A 15773-nucleotide genomic window follows, 5' to 3' on the forward strand; every position below is an offset into this window, starting at 1 on the left:
ATGATCCGGCCTGGTTCAGTTCGCTGACGTCGCTGCGGAACCTGGCCAGATCACCGCTTGCGCCACGATCACGTCCTTGCCGTTGAAGGTGAGGGCCGGGGCGCCGTGAAGTTGGTAGCCCATCTCCAGGGCGGCACTGACCCGCCGGCAGAAGTTGGCGTCATCGGGGCCGGTCAGTACGCGGTAGATGGGCAGGTCGTCTGGTGGGCGATTCATGGGGGCGGTTCCTTCAAGCGGTCGGGCGTGCGTTTATGAACAGCGCGCACGGCGACGTCAAGCGCGCTTCTTTCTTGTCACCGGGCACACCCGTGATCACGGCGGGTTTCGATAGTGGCTCGGCGTTACGCCCACTTCACGGCGAAAGATCTGCGAGAAATGGCTGGCGCTCGAATAACCCACCTCCAGGCCGATGGCGATTACGCTGAGGTCGGTTTCCAGCAGCAGTTGCCGCGCCCGGGCGATGCGCAGGCGGATGAAGTAGCGTGATGGCGCCAGGCCGGTGGCGCGCCTGAACAGCCGGCTGAAGTGGTACTCGCTCAGTTGAGCGGCCTTTGCCAGCGCCGCCAGGGAGAAGTCCTCGGCCAGTTGCCCGTTCATCAGCGCGATCACCCGGTGCAGCTTGTAGGCCTGCAGGGCGTTGCCGCGTCGGCCGGTTGCTTGCTCATCCCGGTAACTGCGCAGCAGGTGCACGGCCAGTGCCTGGGCCAGGCCCTGGACGAACAGCGCGCTGGGTTCGCGGCGCTCGGCGAGTTCCTGGCGCAGTTCTTCGAGCAGGGTGCGCACGCGCTCGTCACGGCCGCCGGAGACGTCGATGAAACCGGGGGTGGCGGCCTGCTTGCCGAGCAGCTCGGTGGCCACTCGCTCGATCAACGCCGGCGAGAGGTACAGGTGCATGACTTCGAAGGTGTCGTCACCGCGGGTCTGCCAGCGCATTTCATAGGGCTGTGCGGTGCTGGTCAGGAAGAAGTCACCGGCCTGTACCTCGGCGGGCTGCCAGGCACCGCCGGGTACCCGTTCCTCGACCAGGGCCGAGCCCGCCAGCACCATCACCAGCAGCGGTTCGGCCACCGCCGGCACCAGCACCGGCTCGGCAGTGCTGCGGTGGCTGAACAACTGCACGCTGACGTCGCTGATGGCGGGCAGCCGGGGCAGGGCGATGCAGTCGCCGGGCAGGTACCGCGACAAGGCCTCGGCGGCAATGCGTGGGGCGCTGTGTTGGGCTGGGTCGGTATCGAAGGGGGTCACGAAAGCCTCTGCTGCCAAGGGTCGCCGATGGCGATGATGGCTTGCAGATTAGCGCAGGTTGCAGGTCTGGACAGCCCGTTCGGCTGCCGACAATGAGGCGGATCGAAATCTTCGCGCAAGATCCCGACAGCCTCGGCAAGGCCGCGAAAGCCGGTGCCTCATCGGTGGGCGACAGTGGAGCCGTCATCTACCGAGGCCGGCGAATACCTCGTTCGGCCTGCATTGCGGAGGAACCACCATGACGACCATCAACCATCCTGAAGTACACGAAGTCGCGGGCAAGGTGGCCCTGGTCACCGGCGCCGCCAGCGGTATCGGCAAGGCCATCGCCCGGTTGCTGCATGGGCGCGGCGCCAAGGTCATCGCCGAGGATATCGACCCCGCCGTCGAGGCGCTGGCTGCGCCGGGGCTGCTGCCCCTGGTCGCCGACATCGGCGAGGACGGCGCCGCCGAGCGGGCCGTGGCCCTGGCGGTGGCGCGCTTCGGCCGCCTGGATATCCTGGTCAACAACGCCGGGATCATCATCAACAAACCGGTGGTGGACATGAGTCGCGCGGACTGGGAGCGCATCCAGGCGGTCAACGCCACGGCGGCCTTCCTGCATTGCCGCGAAGCCATGAAGGCGATGATCCCGAACAGGGCCGGGGCCATCGTCAACATCGCCTCCTATGCCTCCTACTTCGCCTTTCCCACCATCGCCGCCTATGCCGCCTCGAAGGGCGCGCTGGCGCAACTGACCCGCACGCTGGCGCTGGAGGCCATCGAGCATGGCATTCGCGTCAACGCCGTGGGCTCCGGCGATGTGGTGACCAACATCCTCAACGAGGTGATGGACGACGGCCCGGCCTTTCTGGCCCGGCACGGCGAGGCGGCGCCCATCGGCCGCGCGGCGCAGCCGGAGGAGATCGCCGAAGTGGTCGCCTTCCTGGCCTCGGAGCGGGCGAGCTTCATGGTCGGGGCGGTGGTCATGGCCGATGGCGGCATGACGGTGACGGCCGGCTGAACCCGGCCGCCCCCTGTGGGCTAGGGCTTGAGCCGGCGCGCCAGTTCGACCACCCGTTGGCCCAGCAGCTCGGCGGTCTTCAGATCGCCGGCGCGGGGCGCCTCTTCGGCACTGGCATCGGACGGCGAGATGGCCAGGGCGCCGGCGAAACCGCCTGACCAGTTGATGTCGGCCGGGCCACTGTCTTTCTTGTTCGCGGGCATCAGCCCGGTTCCCACCCACACCTGGCCGTGTTGCTGCGACAGGGTCCAGAAGTACTGGATGGTCGAGAACTTGTCGCCGTTGACGGTCGCCGAGTTGGTGAAGCCGGCGGCCACCTTGTCCTTCAGGGCCTGCTTGATCCACAGCTTGGAGCTGGCGTCGGCGAACTTCTTGAACTGCCAGGCCGGGCCGCCCATATAGGTCGGCGAGCCATAGATGATCGCGTCCTGCGCGGCCAGCACCTCGAGCGCGCCCTCGGGCAGATTGCCGTCCTGGTCGATACGCAGCAGGCTGACCTCGGTGTCTTCCTGGGCGGCGGCACCGCGCTGCACGGCCTCGGCCTGCTTGGCGGTGTGGCCATAACCACTGAAATAGACGATGGCGACTTTGATCATGACGGGTTTCCTTCGGGGGCTTGAGGGTTCGCTAAAGCCGGGCCAGGCGGCCCGGGGTGTATTCAGGCTAGCAGGGCATCGAGCCGCTGGTTCAGGGCATCGAGGGAGGTGCCGGTGGCGGGCAGTGGCTGAACACCGTGCTCATCGATGAACAGCAGGCTCGGGTAGGAGGTGACGCCCAGCTGGCGCGCCAGGGCGAAATCCGCCTGGGCGCGGGCCAGGGTCGAGGGCGCGGCCAGCTCGTTCAACGCGGCGTCCTCGTCCAGACCGTTCGCCCGGGCGATGCTGGCCAGCGTGGCCGGCTCCGCCAGGCTGCGGCCGGCCAGGTAGAACGCCGCCTGCAGTTCGTGGGCCCAGTGTACGGCGCGTTCGGGAGCCTGAGCCCGCAACACCGCGAGCGCCTTGGCAGCGTCCAGCGAGTCCATGACCGCCGTGCCCTCGCGTAGCAGCGCCTGGTAACCCTCACCGAATACCGCGCCGGTCAGGCTGGCGATGCGCGCGTTGGCCTCCGGGATATGCGGGTAATGGGCGATCGCGCTGGCGCGGCTGCCGAGAAACAGGCCGCCGCTGATCGCGGTGAACGCGACCCGCTGGCGGTTGGCCGCTTCGAACTCACCCATGCGCTGTGAAAAGCCCCAGCACCAGCCGCAGTACGCATCCATGACGTACAGCACCGCGGGTTCGGAAAGGTTCGGTGCCTGACCATTGGCTTGCATCACCATTTGCCTGCTCCTGCGCCGATCCTGGCATCGGCATCGAGGTAGGTGGCCTGCATCGAGGTGGCGCCGGGCATCAGGGGGCGGGCGGCAACCAGGCGGATATCGGACTGGACGGTGGGCATGCTGAGTTCTCGTGACGGCAGCGGCAGGCTGCGAATGACGCCACTGTATGGTTTCGCCATTCGTGGATAAACTTCACGATGATTAAATGATTGTTAACCAGATCGGTGAAATGAATGGATCGCCTCACGGCCATGCGGGTGTTCATCGACATTGCCGAGCGTGGCAGCATGAGCGCCACCGCCGACGCCCTGGATATGTCCCGGCCGATGGTCAGCCGTTACCTGGAAAGCCTGGAGGCCTGGCTGGGCGTCAGGCTGCTGCATCGCACCACCCGGCGCCTGGCGCTCACCGCGCCCGGTGAAGCGGCCCTCAAGGCCTGCCGGGACATGGTGGCGCTCGCCGATGACATGCGCGCCCAGGCCGGTGAGGCGGGCGAGGTACAGGGCCGCCTGCGGCTGACCTCGTCGCCGTCCTTCGCCGAGGCGCAGCTCACCGCCGCGGTGGTGGATTTCCAGGCGCTGTACCCCCGGGTGGAAATCGACCTGGTGATGCTCGACCGCACCGTCGATCTGGTGCAGGACCGCATCGACCTGGCCATTCGCCTCACCAACCGCATCGACGAGGGACTGGTATCGCGCCAACTGGCGATCTGCCGTTCGGTGCTGTGCGCCTCGCCCGGCTACCTGGCGCGGGCCGGTTCGCCCCAGGTGCCGGCAGACCTGGCCGCGCACCGTTGCATCACCCACAGCAATGGGCTGGCGCCTTCGTACAACCTGGCCAATGGCGGCAAGGTCACCCCCGTGGCTGCGCGGGGCACGCTCTCGGCCAACGAGACCTCCATCCTCAAGGCGGCCGCGCTGGCCGGTGCGGGAATCGCCATGCTGCCGGCCTACTATGTGGGCGAGGAACTGGCACGGGGGACGCTCGAGACGGTACTGGCGGACTACGCCCTCGACACCATCGCCATCCAGGCCGTGTACCTATCGCGTCGCCACCAGCCGTTGCCGCTGCGCCTGCTGATCGACTTCTTCGCCGACCGCTTCGGTGGCGAACTGGCGCCCTGGGACAGGCCGCCGACGGCTTAGACCGCGATGAGCCGGGCCGAGCGTGGATGCACCGGCGACCTTTCAGCCGCACTCGCCACCGGTGGCCACACCGTCGAGCAGCCATTGGCGGAACACCCCCAGCGCCGGCAGTACGGCGTTGCGCTTGGGGTAGGCGAGAAAGTAGGTGCGGCCGCTCGCAACCGGCGTTCCGGTGGTGCGTAGCTGGCCCTGGCGCAATTCTTCCTCGACCAGCACCTGGGGCACCAGGCCCACGCCGATGCCGGCGCGCACGGCCTGGATCAGGTGCGAGGTCAGCTCGAAGCTGGGGCCGGCCTGCAGCTGCGTGCTGCTCACGCCATGCCGGGCGAACCAGGTGGTCCACATTGGCGGGTGGCTGGCGACCTGCAGCAGCAGTTGCCCGGCCACCCGCTCCGGCGTCAGCGGCTCGCCGACATCGCACATCGCCGGGCTGGCGATCAGCACCATGGATTCCTCGAGCAGCGGGTGGGCCACCAGCTCCGGCCAGGCGCCGTCGCCCACGCAGATCGCCGCGTCGAGCTGGCCGTCGCTGAAATCGGCCTGGATGCGCGAATGGATGTGCACCTGTACGCCCGGATTGGCGGCATAGAACTCGTGCAGCCGGGGCAGCAGCCATTTCGAGCCGAAGGTGGGCAGCAGCGCCAGGCGCAGGGTGCCGCCGCCGGAGCCGTAGTCGATGGCCTGCAGGGTCGCGTTGCGAATGCGCCCCAGGGCGTCGGACAGGGTGTCGGCATACAGCCGGCCCACGTCGGTGAGTACCACGTTACGGCCCTCGCGCTGGAACAGGGTGATGCCCAGGAAGGCTTCCAGCGCCTGCACCTGGCGGCTCACCGCGCTCTGGGTCAACGCCAGTTCGGCGGCTGCACGGGTATAGCTCTGGTGGCGCGCCGCCGACTCGAAGGCCAGCAGCAGGGACATCGAGGGCGTCAGTCTGCGCAGATTCATTCATAAAACTCATGGGTTGCCACGGCAAATACCCTTGTAGCACAGGCATGCACTCTCGAAAATGCTCGCTATTAACCGCCTGATGTAATCGCCCGTTAGAGGCGTGCAACCGCCCACAGGGAGATAAACCGATGATCGCCAGCCTGAGCGCTCCGCAACCGACCCAGGCCCGTTACCTGGCCTTTCTCGACGCGCTCGGCGCCGCCGGCTTTCGTGGCGAGATCGCCCGTGACCACGCCAGCCGCACGGTGCTGGCCACCGACAACTCCATCTACCAGCGCCAGCCCCAGGCGGCGGTGTTCCCCCTCGATGAAGACGACGTGCAAGTGCTGGCACGGGTGGTCAGCGAGCCCGCGCACCGCAGCGTCAAGCTGACGCCGCGCGGCGGCGGCACCGGCACCAATGGCCAGTCGCTCACCGACGGCGTGGTGGTCGACCTGTCGCGGCACATGAACCGCATCCTGGAGATCAATGCCGAGGAGCGCTGGGTGCGGGTGCAGGCCGGGGTGGTCAAGGACCAGCTCAACGCCGCGCTCAAGCCCCACGGCCTGTTCTTCGCCCCGGAGCTGTCGACCTCCAACCGGGCCACCATCGGCGGTATGATCAATACCGACGCCAGCGGCCAGGGCAGCTGCACCTATGGCAAGACCCGCGACCACGTGCTGCAGCTGACCACCATCCTGCTCGGCGGCGAGCGCCTGCACAGCCACCCGGTGGATGAGTCGACCCTCGGCGAGCAACTGGCCCGCAGCGACCGCACCGGCCAGGTGTACCAGTGCGCCGAGCAGATCCAGCGCGAGAAGGCGGCGTTGATCGAGGCGACCTTTCCGAAGCTCAACCGCTGCCTGACCGGCTACGACCTGGCGCACCTGCGCGAGGCGGACGGGCGCTTCAACCTCAACAGCGTGCTGTGCGGCTCCGAGGGCTCCCTGGGCTTTATCGTCGAGGCGCGCCTCAACGTGCTGCCGATTCCCCAGTACTCGGTGCTGGTCAACGTGCGCTACGCCGGCTTCATGGATGCGCTGCGCGATGCCCGCAACCTGATCACCCTGCAGCCGCTGTCCATCGAGACCGTGGATTCCAAGGTGCTGCTGCTGGCGATGAACGACATCGTCTGGCACGGCGTCGCCGAGTATTTCCCCGAAGACCCCCAGCGGCCGACCCTGGGCATCAACCTGGTGGAATTCAGCGGCGACGACCCCGACGAGGTCGACGGCCGCGTCGAGCGCTTTATCCAACACATCCAGCAGGACGCCAGCGTGGTGCGCCTCGGTCACACCCTGGCCAGCGGGCGGGCGGCGGTGTCGCGGGTCTACGCGATGCGCAAGCGCGCCGTGGGCCTGCTCGGCAACGTCGACGGCGAGGTGCGCCCCCAGCCATTCGTCGAGGACACGGCGGTGCCGCCGGAAAACCTTGCCGACTTCATCGCCGAATTCCGTGCGCTGCTCGACGGCCACGGCCTGACCTACGGCATGTTCGGCCACGTCGATGCCGGCGTGCTGCACGTGCGCCCGGCGCTGGACATGAAGGACCCGAAGCAGGCCGCGGCCATCCGCCCGATCTCCGATGCGGTGGCAGCCCTGACCCGGCGCTATGGCGGCCTGCTGTGGGGCGAGCACGGCAAGGGCGTGCGCTCGGAATACGCGCCGGCGTTCTTCGGTGAGCTGTATGCCTCGCTGCAGGCGCTCAAGGCCGCGTTCGACCCCTACAACCAGCTCAACCCCGGCAAGATCGCCACGCCCCTGGGCAGTGACGAGGCGCTGCTGAAGATCGACGAAGTGACCCTGCGCGGCGACCTCGACCGGCAGATCGACGAGCGTGTGTGGCAGAGCTACGGCACGGCGGTGCACTGCAACGGCAACGGCGCCTGCTACAACTTCGACCCCGACGACGCCATGTGTCCGTCCTGGAAGGCCACCCGCCAGCGTGTGCATTCGCCCAAGGGCCGCGCCTCCCTGGTACGCGAATGGCTGCGCCTGCAGGGTCAGGCCGGCGTGGACGTGCTGGCGCCGATCGCCAGCGGCCCGCTGGATTTCTTGCGCAGCCTGCCGAGCCGCTGGCGCCATTCGCGCGTAGGCGATGACGACTTCTCCCACGAGGTCTACGAGGCGATGGCCGGTTGCCTGGCGTGCAAATCCTGCGCGGGGCAGTGCCCGGTGAAGGTCAACGTGCCGGAGTTTCGTTCGCGTTTTCTGGAACGCTACCACCAGCGTTACCTGCGCCCGCTGCGCGATTACCTGATCGGCTCGCTGGAATTCAGCCTGCCGTTGTTCGCCCGCGTGCCGCGGCTGTACAACGCGGTGATGGGCTCGCCCCTGGTAACGCGCCTGCTGGCCGAGCGCATCGGCATGGTCGACAGCCCGCTGCTCAGCGATTTCGACTTCAAGGGCCTGGCGGCGCGCCATCGCCTGGCGACCGCCACGCCGGCCGAGCTGGGGCGCCTGAGCGCGGCGGAGCGGGGCAAGAGCCTGATCCTGGTGCAGGACGCCTTTACCCGTTATTTCGAAACGCCGGTATTCGCCGCCTTTATCGAACTGGCCAGCCGCCTGGGCTATCGCGTGTGGCTGGCGCCGTTCATGGCCAACGGCAAGCCGCTGCACGTGCAGGGCTTTCTGCCGGCCTTCGAGCGCACCGCACGGCGCACCGCGAAAGGCCTGCAGGCGCTGGCCGGCTTCGACATCCCGCTGGTGGGACTGGACCCGGCCATGACCCTGGTCTATCGCCAGGAGTACCGCAAGATCGCCGGCCTCCAGTGCCCGGACGTGCTGCTGCCCCAGGAATGGCTGCTCAAGGCCCTCGACGGTCAGCCCAGGCTGCCGGCCAAGGGCGTGGCGTTCCGGCTGCTCGGCCACTGCACCGAGAAGACCAACGCGGCGCCCAGTGCGGCGATGTGGGTGAAGGTGTTCGAGCAGGCCGGGCTGCAGGTGGCGGCCGAGGCCACCGGTTGCTGTGGCATGTCCGGCACCTACGGGCACGAGGCGCGCAACCTGGAAACCTCACGGACGATCTTCGCCCAGTCCTGGGCACGGGCGCTGGATTCCGACGCCACCGCCGAGCCCCTGGCGACCGGCTATTCGTGCCGCAGCCAGGTGGTGCGGCTGAAGAACGCCACGCTGCGCCATCCGATCCAGGCGTTGCTGGAGCATCTGCAATAACGGGATGGTTGGTGATGCTTCCTGCCGCAAGGTAGGGCAGGGAGCATCGCGGCGGGACTGGGATTTTCGCGGGCACGGACTGGGCGTCCCCGCCCGCTCCCACGGGGGAGGGCGAGCCTGCGATTACGTTTAATCGTAGGATGGGTCGGGCCGCGTAGGTGAAAGCCATCGGCTATTCATGGGTTCCACTCATCCTACAGTCTTGGCGCCTAGGCGTAGGGTGGACGACGCTTCACCTACGCGGCCCGACCCGTCCACCGCTTTGCGATCGCAATGGTGGATGAAAAGAGCGTCATCCACCCTACGTAGCTGCTTCTGCCTTGTAGTAGCTTCATCAGTGCCGCCTAAAAAGACCGTGAACAGGTTCTAAAGGATCACCCGCAGGCACTGGCCGGCGTGGTAGAGGGAGAAGCCCGCCTCGTAGTAGCAGCTGCGCAGCCCGGCGCTGCGCAGCGTTTTCATCCGCGACAGGGGAATGGGCAGCACGCTGCTGTCGCTTTTGAGCAGGTAGTCGGCCAGGGCGCGGCCGACCACGGTGCCGGTGGTGTTGCCGCGGCCGTTGTAGCCGGTCACCGCGACCACCCCGGGCGCCGGCTCGAACAGCTTCATCAGGTGGTCCGGGGTGAAGTCGATGCAGCCGGTCCAGTGCATTTCCCAGTCGACCCTGCCGAGGTGCGGGAAGTAGTGCCCCTGGATGCGATCGGCCCAGCTGCGCACGAACCAGTCCGGCTTGTTGTTCGACTTGCCCATGCTGCCCAGCAGCAGGCGGCCCTGATCGTCACGGCGGATGCTGCTCAGTACCGTGCGGGTGTCCCAAGAGCCTTGGCCGTGGGGCAGCACGGCGTCAGCCGCCGCGCCGCTCAGCGGCCCCGAGGCGACCTGGTAGTAATAGCCGCGAAAGAAGCTGCGCTGCACCTCGGTCCAGTCGCCCTCGGTGTAGGCGCCGGTGGAAATCACCACCTTCTCGGCCATGACCGAGCCCTGGGCGGTGCGCACCCGCCAGCCATCGGCCTGCCTGTGCAGTTCGCTCACCGGCGATTGCTGGTGCAGCACGCCGCCCAGGCGCAGCACGGCCGTGGCGAGGCCCTTGGTATAGCCCATGGGGTTGAGGGTGCCGGCGCGGCGATCGAGCAATGCGCCGGTGATCTTGTCGGTGCCGCAATACGCCACGCAGGTGGCGCCGGTCAGCAGCTCGACATCCGCGCCACGGCGGCGCCACTGTGACTCTCGGGCCTTGAGGTCTTCCAGGCCGGCGGCGTTGTGGGCCATGTGCAGGGTGCCCTGGTGGCGCGCCTGGCAGTCGATCCGGTAGCGCGCGATGACGTCGAACACCTCTGCCGGCGCCTCGCCCAGTACCCTGTTGAGGCGGCCGCCGACCTGTTCGCCCAGCGTGGCTTCGACATCGTCAGGCTTGATCCAGGTGCCGGCATTGACGAGGCCCACGTTGCGCCCGGAACCGCCATGGCCGACCTCGAAGGCTTCCAGTACGCACACGCGCTGGCCCGCCTCGAGTAGCTGCAGCGCCGCCGACAGCCCGGTGATGCCGCCGCCGATCACGCACACATCGACCTTTACCTCGCCAACCAGGGCAGCGGCGCTGATCGGCGCCGGCGTCGCCACTTCCCAGAGACATTTTTGCTGGAAGCCACTCATCACGCGTTCCTCTCCAGATACCGCTGGCGGTTGGGTCACCGGCTTGCAGCAGGGCTCACGCACTGTGTGGGAGCGCGCCATGCGCGCGAAATCGCGGGCATGGACTAGGCGTCCCCGCGTGCTCCCACAGGTTGCTCAAAGTCAGTCGAACACGATGCCCTGAGCCAGCGGCAGTTCGCGGGAGTAGTTGACGGTGTTGGTCTGCCGGCGCATGTAGGCCTTCCAGGCATCGGAGCCGGATTCGCGGCCGCCGCCGGTTTCCTTTTCGCCGCCGAAGGCGCCGCCGATCTCCGCGCCGCTGGTGCCGATATTGACGTTGGCGATGCCGCAGTCGCTGCCGGCCGCGCCCTGGAAGGCTTCGGCCTCACGCACGTCGGTGGTGAAAATGCACGAGGACAGGCCCTGGGGCACTTCGTTGTTCAGGCGCAGCGCCTCGTCGAAATCGTCGTAGGCGAGCACGTAGAGGATCGGCGCGAAGGTCTCGTGGCGCACCACCGCGGTCTGGCCCGGCATCTCGACGATGGCGGGGCTGACGTAGTAGCCGTTGGGGAAGGCTTCGGCCAGCTGGCGCACGCCACCGAACACCTGGCCGCCTTCGTCGCGGGCCCTGGCCAGGGCGTCCTGCATGGCGCTGAATGCCTGCTTGTCGATCAGCGGGCCGACCAGGTTGCCCTGGCGCGGGTCGCCGATGCGTACCTTGGCATAGGCGGCCTTGAGGCGGGCGAGCACCTCATCCTTGATCGAGCGATGGACGATCAGGCGGCGCAAGGTGGTGCAGCGCTGGCCGGCGGTGCCGACGGCGCTGAACAGGATGCCGCGCACCGCCAGGTCGAGGTCGGCGCTGGGGGCAAGGATCATGGCGTTGTTGCCGCCAAGCTCCAAAATGCTGCGCCCGAAGCGGGCCGCCACCCGGGGCGCGACTTCGCGGCCCATGCGGGTGCTGCCGGTGGCGCTGATCAACGGCACGCGCGGGTCATCGACCAGCGCCTGGCCGGCTTCGCGGTCGCCGATCACCAGTTGCGCCAGGCCCTGCGGGGCGTCGTTGCCGAAGCGGGCGAGGGCCTTGTTCAGCAGCGCCTGGCAGGCGAGGGCGGTCAGCGGGGTCTTTTCCGAGGGTTTCCAGATCACCGCGTTGCCGGCCACCAGGGCCAGGGTGGTGTTCCAGGCCCACACCGCCACCGGGAAGTTGAAGGCGCTGATCACGCCGACCACGCCCAGCGGATGCCAGGTTTCCCGCATATGGTGGCCCGGGCGCTCGGAGGCGATGGTCAGGCCGTAGAGCTGGCGCGACAGGCCGACGGCGAAGTCGCAGATATCGATCATCTCCTGCACTTCGCCCAGGCCTTCCTGGGTGATCTTGCCAGCTTCGATCGACACCAGTTCGCCGAGGTCGGCCTTGTGCTCGCGCAGCACTTCGCCGAACAGGCGCACCAGCTCGCCGCGACGCGGCGCCGGCACCTTGCGCCAGGCCAGGAAGGCGTCGTGGCCCACGGAGATCTTCGCCTGTACGGCGTCGGCGCCTTCCAGGTTAAGGCTGCCGATCTGGCTGCCGTCGATCGGCGTGTACACCGCGTGCTTACCGCCCTGACAGGCGCTGGTGCTGACACCGAGGCGTTCGAGTAGCGGGTCGACCATGGCGATCTCCTGAGCTGAAGTTGAAATCCGTGATTAGGATCAGTATTAATCCCGAACCTGCCCTCAACAAACGACCTTTAGGCACCATGTCATTCCGCCATGGAATCAAGTTGCCCGGCCTTAACCCGAGACACCCATGTCCAAACGCCTGCTGCCGACCATGACCGCCCTGCAATGTTTCGAGGCCGCGGCCAGGCACCTGAGCTTCACCCGCGCCGCCCAGGAACTGCACCTGACGCAGAGTGCGGTGAGCAAGCAGGTGGCCCAGCTCGAGGCCATGCTCCAGCACCCGCTGTTCCATCGCGTGCGTCGGCGGTTGCAGCTGGCGCCGGCAGGCGAGCTGTACCTGGCCGAGGTGAACAGGATCCTCACCCAGGTGGACATCTCCAGCCGCTACATCCTCTCCTACGGCGGCGAGACCGAGGTGCTCAAGGTGGCCACCCAGCCGACCTTCGGGGCGCGCTGGCTGGTGCCGAACCTCAAGGGTTTCTCCAAGCGCCACCCCAGTATCCACCTGGACATCACGAACGCGCTCGAGCCCTTCGACCTGGTGCAGGCCAAGGCCGACGTGGCGTTCTTCTACGGCACCGGCTCCTGGCCGGGCGCCACCTGCATCGAGCTGTTCGGCGAAGAGGTGATTCCGGTGTGCGCGCCGGACCTGCTGCCCGAGGAGCCGCTGCTCGATGCCGGCGACCTCACCAGCCTGGTGCTGCTGCAGTGCACCTCGCGCCCCGGCGCCTGGCACGAGTGGTTCGAGGAGCAGGGCATCAGCACCGAGAACAGCTACCACGGGCCGCGTTTCGATACCTTCTACCTGTGCATCCGCGCCGCCGAGTCCGGCTGCGGCGTGGCCCTGGTGCCGCGTTTTCTGGTCCTGGAGGAGCTGCAGGAAGGCAAGCTGGTGATCCCCTGGCAGCACTACAAGCCCAGCCAGGGCGCCCACTTCATCGCCTTCGCCGAGCAATCCGCCGAGGTGCCGAAGGTCAGGGCGCTGATCGACTGGATTCTGGAAAAGGCCCGGGCCGGTACGGGCGGCGTTCAGCCAGTTCCTGAATTCAAGGAATGATGGCAGCACTTTATTTCGCTTGTGGAACGGCCCTGCAACTCGCTTTGATAGGCGTATGCTGCTCCGCCACCCGACAGCGGAGGGCTGCGCCCGGAGGCGTGAGGGGCACCCTAAAAGCGACAGGAGGCTTTCGCCATCATGAGCACCCGAGGATTTGTCGATCCGTCTGCCATTCGCGCGCAGTTTTCCAGCGCCATGTCCGCGATGTACCGCGCCGAAGTGCCGCTGTATGGCGACCTGCTCGACCTGGTGGCGCAGACCAACGCCGGGGTGCTGGCAGGCTGCGCGTCGCTCAGGCAGCAGCTCGAGTGGACCGGCGAGATCGAGCGCCTGTCCATGGAGCGCCACGGCGCGATCCGCGTCGGCACGGCCGAGGAGCTGTCGACCATTCGCCGCCTGTTCGCGGTCATGGGCATGCAGCCGGTCGGCTACTACGACCTTGGCTCGGCCGGGGTGCCGGTGCATTCCACCGCCTTTCGCGCGGTGCACGAGGCCGAGCTGCAGGTCAGCCCGTTTCGGGTGTTCACCTCGCTGCTGCGCCTGGAACTGATCGAGGACGAAGAACTGCGCGCCCTGGCCGCGGCGATTCTTGCCAAGCGCGACATCTTCACCCCGCGGGCACGGGCATTGATCGCGCAGCGCGAGGCCGAGGGCGGCCTGAATGCCGCGGACGCCGAGGCGTTCGTCAGCGAAGCCCTGGAAACCTTCCGTTGGCACACCGAAGCCACGGTGACTGCCGCCGAGTACGACCTATTGCATGGCCAGCACCGCCTGATCGCCGACGTGGTGGCCTTCAAGGGCCCGCATATCAACCACCTGACGCCGCGTACGCTGGATATCGACGCGGTCCAGGTGGCCATGCCCGGGCGCGGCATCACGCCCAAGGCGGTGGTGGAGGGGCCGCCCCGGCGCCAGTGCCCGATCCTGCTGCGCCAGACCAGCTTCAAGGCGCTACAGGAGCCGGTGGCGTTCGTCGGTCAGAGCGGCGCGACCGGCAGCCATACCGCGCGGTTCGGCGAGATCGAACAGCGCGGTGCGGCGCTGACCGCCGCCGGTCGCGCGCTGTACGACAGGCTGCTCAACCAGGCTCGCGAGGATCTGGGCGAATCACCCAGCGAGGCCAATGCCCAGCGCTATGCCGACTTGCTGGAACAACGCTTCGAGGCCTTCCCGGACAGCTATCCGGCGATGCGCCGTGAAGGATTGGCGTATTTCCGTTACTTCGTCACCGACGCGGGCAAGGCCGCACGCCATGACGAGGCGCGGCCACGCAGCCTGGAGGCGCTGATCGAGACCGCCCAGGTGCATTTCCAGCCGCTGGTGTACGAGGACTTTCTGCCGGTAAGCGCCGCGGGGATCTTCCAGTCCAACCTCGGTGACGACGCCCAGGTCAGCTACGCCGCCACCGCCAACCAGCAGGCTTTTCAGGCCGCCCTCGGCGCCACGGTGCACGACGAGCTGGCGCTGTACGCCGAGACCCAGCGCCGCTCCCTGGCCGAGTGTGCGCGTGAGCTGGGGCTGGAGGCGCTGGTCTGATTCGCAGCGGGCATCGCGTTAACGACCCTGGCCAGGCCCCTTGCGCGGATCCTGGTCAGCGGTTGCCAGCCCCAGCTCGCTATCCACGCTGACGGACTGCTCGCTGACCACCGCCAGCACGGTGGTGGTCAGGGTGTAATACATCTCGCGGCTGGTCACCTGGCGGCCATCGGCATAGGTCACGCTGAAGCTGATGCCGCCCTCGCCAGGCACCTTGAAGGCCACCGTCTGCCCCGGCCGGATCGAGCCCAGGTCGCGGCTTTGGTCACGCCACTGGGCCACCACCTGCACCGCCGCGGCCGACTCGTTGCGCACCTGGGCGGTCGGCACCGCCCAGTACAGCACGCCAGCGAACAGCGCACTCAACGCCGCCAGAATCACTGCCAGGGCGATCGCCAGCTGTTTGAGTCTGTGCTTCATGGTGTTTTCCCGGTGCCCGTTGGTGTCTTCTGCTGGTAGCGCTGGCCACCCGTACGGCATTGTAGGTCTGCCGGGCGTTGCCTGATGTGAAGCGCCTGGCTAATCGGTGCGCCCGGCGCATTTCAATCAGGAGCAATCAGGAATCTCATGGATATCCGCACCACACGAAAGGATGACTGGACACTGCTGAAACGGATCCGCCTCGCTGCACTTCGGGACACGCCGACCGCCTTTGGCGTGAGTTACCAGGCGGCAGCGGCCGACAGCGACGCGCAGTGGCAGGTTCGGGCGGCGGGCGAGAGGACGCAATTTTGGTTGGCGCTCGACGACGGCAGGCCGGTTGGCCTGGTGGGCGCCGGGTTTCGGGATGCCAGCCGCTATGAGCTGATCGCCATGTGGGTCGAGCCGGCGGCGCGGGGCAAAGGCGTGGCGGACGAATTGGTGGGAGCGGTGAAGGCGCGTGCGGTGGCGCTGGGCCTGGAGGCGCTGTTTCTCGAAGTCGCTCCCGGGAACACCCGCGCCGTGCAGTTCTACCAGCGGCACGGTTTCGTGTTTCTGGACGAATGGGAGCCCATCGACAGCCACCCGCATATTCTGGCGCAGAGCATGCGCTGGAGCTGCAAATAGCGGTTGGAGAAGAGACGAGGCACCT

The 15773-nt window shown here is 67.5% G+C and carries 15 protein-coding genes; 6 read left to right on the plus strand and 9 right to left on the minus strand.

Going from position 1 to position 15773, the window contains the following annotated elements; genetic code table 11:
- Window positions 1–15: 15 nt before the first annotated feature.
- Together K8U54_RS17565 and K8U54_RS17570 are read right to left on the minus strand one after the other, a co-directional pair.
- Window positions 16–216: a DUF1737 domain-containing protein gene (locus K8U54_RS17565; protein ID WP_027905761.1), complete on the minus strand. Its 201-nt coding sequence runs from the start codon at window positions 214–216 to the stop codon at window positions 16–18.
- 96 nt (window positions 217–312) lie between these two features.
- Window positions 313–1245 carry a helix-turn-helix domain-containing protein gene (locus K8U54_RS17570; RefSeq protein WP_249907019.1) on the minus strand — a complete coding sequence of 311 codons (933 nt, stop codon included), beginning with the start codon at window positions 1243–1245 and terminating at the stop codon, window positions 313–315.
- Between the two features lie 238 nt (window positions 1246–1483).
- On the opposite strand from K8U54_RS17570, the gene K8U54_RS17575 reads away from it, so the two are divergent.
- Window positions 1484–2248: an SDR family NAD(P)-dependent oxidoreductase gene (locus K8U54_RS17575; protein WP_249907020.1), complete on the plus strand. Its 765-nt coding sequence runs from the start codon at window positions 1484–1486 to the stop codon at window positions 2246–2248.
- Between the two features lie 20 nt (window positions 2249–2268).
- Here K8U54_RS17575 and K8U54_RS17580 read toward each other — a convergent pair whose 3' ends face one another.
- The 3 genes from K8U54_RS17580 to K8U54_RS25205 all read right to left on the minus strand — a co-directional run bounded on the left by K8U54_RS17580 (window position 2269) and on the right by K8U54_RS25205 (window position 3685).
- Complete coding sequence (locus K8U54_RS17580; protein ID WP_249907021.1) at window positions 2269–2844, minus strand: flavodoxin family protein; 576 nt, start codon at window positions 2842–2844, stop codon at window positions 2269–2271.
- 62 nt (window positions 2845–2906) lie between these two features.
- Window positions 2907–3566: a DsbA family protein gene (locus tag K8U54_RS17585; protein WP_249907022.1), complete on the minus strand. Its 660-nt coding sequence runs from the start codon at window positions 3564–3566 to the stop codon at window positions 2907–2909.
- Entirely contained in the window at window positions 3560–3685 is a 126-nt protein-coding gene (locus tag K8U54_RS25205) for a hypothetical protein (RefSeq protein ID WP_283939376.1), read from the minus strand. The genes K8U54_RS17585 and K8U54_RS25205 overlap by 7 nt, the downstream gene beginning before the upstream one ends.
- A gap of 114 nt (window positions 3686–3799) precedes the next feature.
- Here K8U54_RS25205 and K8U54_RS17590 point away from each other — a divergent pair, with 114 nt between their 5' ends.
- On the plus strand, window positions 3800–4711 hold the full coding sequence (locus K8U54_RS17590; RefSeq protein WP_249907023.1) for a LysR family transcriptional regulator: 912 nt from the start codon (window positions 3800–3802) through the stop codon (window positions 4709–4711).
- 42 nt (window positions 4712–4753) lie between these two features.
- Here K8U54_RS17590 and K8U54_RS17595 read toward each other — a convergent pair whose 3' ends face one another.
- Entirely contained in the window at window positions 4754–5656 is a 903-nt protein-coding gene (locus K8U54_RS17595; protein ID WP_249907024.1) for a LysR substrate-binding domain-containing protein, read from the minus strand.
- A gap of 131 nt (window positions 5657–5787) precedes the next feature.
- On the opposite strand from K8U54_RS17595, the gene ydiJ reads away from it, so the two are divergent.
- A complete protein-coding gene (gene ydiJ, locus K8U54_RS17600; protein WP_249907025.1) occupies window positions 5788–8811 on the plus strand; it encodes a D-2-hydroxyglutarate dehydrogenase YdiJ in 3024 nt (1007 codons plus the stop codon).
- Between the two features lie 366 nt (window positions 8812–9177).
- Here ydiJ and amaA read toward each other — a convergent pair whose 3' ends face one another.
- Together amaA and amaB are read right to left on the minus strand one after the other, a co-directional pair.
- Entirely contained in the window at window positions 9178–10464 is a 1287-nt protein-coding gene (amaA, locus tag K8U54_RS17605) for an L-pipecolate oxidase (protein WP_249907026.1), read from the minus strand.
- Between the two features lie 141 nt (window positions 10465–10605).
- Window positions 10606–12099 (minus strand): L-piperidine-6-carboxylate dehydrogenase, encoded by a 1494-nt coding sequence (gene amaB, locus K8U54_RS17610; protein WP_283939377.1) that lies wholly within the window; start codon window positions 12097–12099, stop codon window positions 10606–10608.
- 136 nt (window positions 12100–12235) lie between these two features.
- On the opposite strand from amaB, the gene K8U54_RS17615 reads away from it, so the two are divergent.
- Together K8U54_RS17615 and hglS are read left to right on the plus strand one after the other, a co-directional pair.
- Window positions 12236–13165 (plus strand): LysR substrate-binding domain-containing protein, encoded by a 930-nt coding sequence (locus K8U54_RS17615; RefSeq protein WP_249907027.1) that lies wholly within the window; start codon window positions 12236–12238, stop codon window positions 13163–13165.
- Window positions 13166–13303: 138 nt separating this feature from the next.
- Window positions 13304–14701: a 2-oxoadipate dioxygenase/decarboxylase HglS gene (gene hglS / locus K8U54_RS17620; protein ID WP_249907028.1), complete on the plus strand. Its 1398-nt coding sequence runs from the start codon at window positions 13304–13306 to the stop codon at window positions 14699–14701.
- Between the two features lie 18 nt (window positions 14702–14719).
- Here hglS and K8U54_RS17625 read toward each other — a convergent pair whose 3' ends face one another.
- A complete protein-coding gene (locus tag K8U54_RS17625) occupies window positions 14720–15121 on the minus strand; it encodes a hypothetical protein (RefSeq protein ID WP_249907029.1) in 402 nt (133 codons plus the stop codon).
- Window positions 15122–15268: 147 nt separating this feature from the next.
- On the opposite strand from K8U54_RS17625, the gene K8U54_RS17630 reads away from it, so the two are divergent.
- The gene (locus K8U54_RS17630) at window positions 15269–15748 is read left to right on the plus strand and encodes a GNAT family N-acetyltransferase (RefSeq protein WP_249907030.1); all 480 of its coding nucleotides are present in this window, start codon (window positions 15269–15271) and stop codon (window positions 15746–15748) included.
- Window positions 15749–15773: the final 25 nt, after the last annotated feature.

Origin of the sequence: Pseudomonas fulva, from assembly GCF_023517795.1 — a bacterium.
GTDB lineage: Bacteria > Pseudomonadota > Gammaproteobacteria > Pseudomonadales > Pseudomonadaceae > Aquipseudomonas > Aquipseudomonas fulva_D.

Coding starts and splice junctions, on each gene's coding strand:
- K8U54_RS17565 (WP_027905761.1), bottom strand. CDS start 216: ATGAATCGCCCACCAGACGACCTGCCCATCTACCGCGTACTGACCGGC.
- K8U54_RS17575 (WP_249907020.1), top strand. CDS start 1,484: ATGACGACCATCAACCATCCTGAAGTACACGAAGTCGCGGGCAAGGTG.
- K8U54_RS17580 (WP_249907021.1), bottom strand. CDS start 2,844: ATGATCAAAGTCGCCATCGTCTATTTCAGTGGTTATGGCCACACCGCC.
- K8U54_RS17585 (WP_249907022.1), bottom strand. CDS start 3,566: ATGGTGATGCAAGCCAATGGTCAGGCACCGAACCTTTCCGAACCCGCG.
- K8U54_RS25205 (WP_283939376.1), bottom strand. CDS start 3,685: ATGCCCACCGTCCAGTCCGATATCCGCCTGGTTGCCGCCCGCCCCCTG.
- K8U54_RS17590 (WP_249907023.1), top strand. CDS start 3,800: ATGGATCGCCTCACGGCCATGCGGGTGTTCATCGACATTGCCGAGCGT.
- K8U54_RS17595 (WP_249907024.1), bottom strand. CDS start 5,656: ATGAATCTGCGCAGACTGACGCCCTCGATGTCCCTGCTGCTGGCCTTC.
- ydiJ (WP_249907025.1), top strand. CDS start 5,788: ATGATCGCCAGCCTGAGCGCTCCGCAACCGACCCAGGCCCGTTACCTG.
- amaA (WP_249907026.1), bottom strand. CDS start 10,464: ATGAGTGGCTTCCAGCAAAAATGTCTCTGGGAAGTGGCGACGCCGGCG.
- amaB (WP_283939377.1), bottom strand. CDS start 12,099: ATGGTCGACCCGCTACTCGAACGCCTCGGTGTCAGCACCAGCGCCTGT.
- K8U54_RS17615 (WP_249907027.1), top strand. CDS start 12,236: ATGTCCAAACGCCTGCTGCCGACCATGACCGCCCTGCAATGTTTCGAG.
- hglS (WP_249907028.1), top strand. CDS start 13,304: ATGAGCACCCGAGGATTTGTCGATCCGTCTGCCATTCGCGCGCAGTTT.
- K8U54_RS17625 (WP_249907029.1), bottom strand. CDS start 15,121: ATGAAGCACAGACTCAAACAGCTGGCGATCGCCCTGGCAGTGATTCTG.
- K8U54_RS17630 (WP_249907030.1), top strand. CDS start 15,269: ATGGATATCCGCACCACACGAAAGGATGACTGGACACTGCTGAAACGG.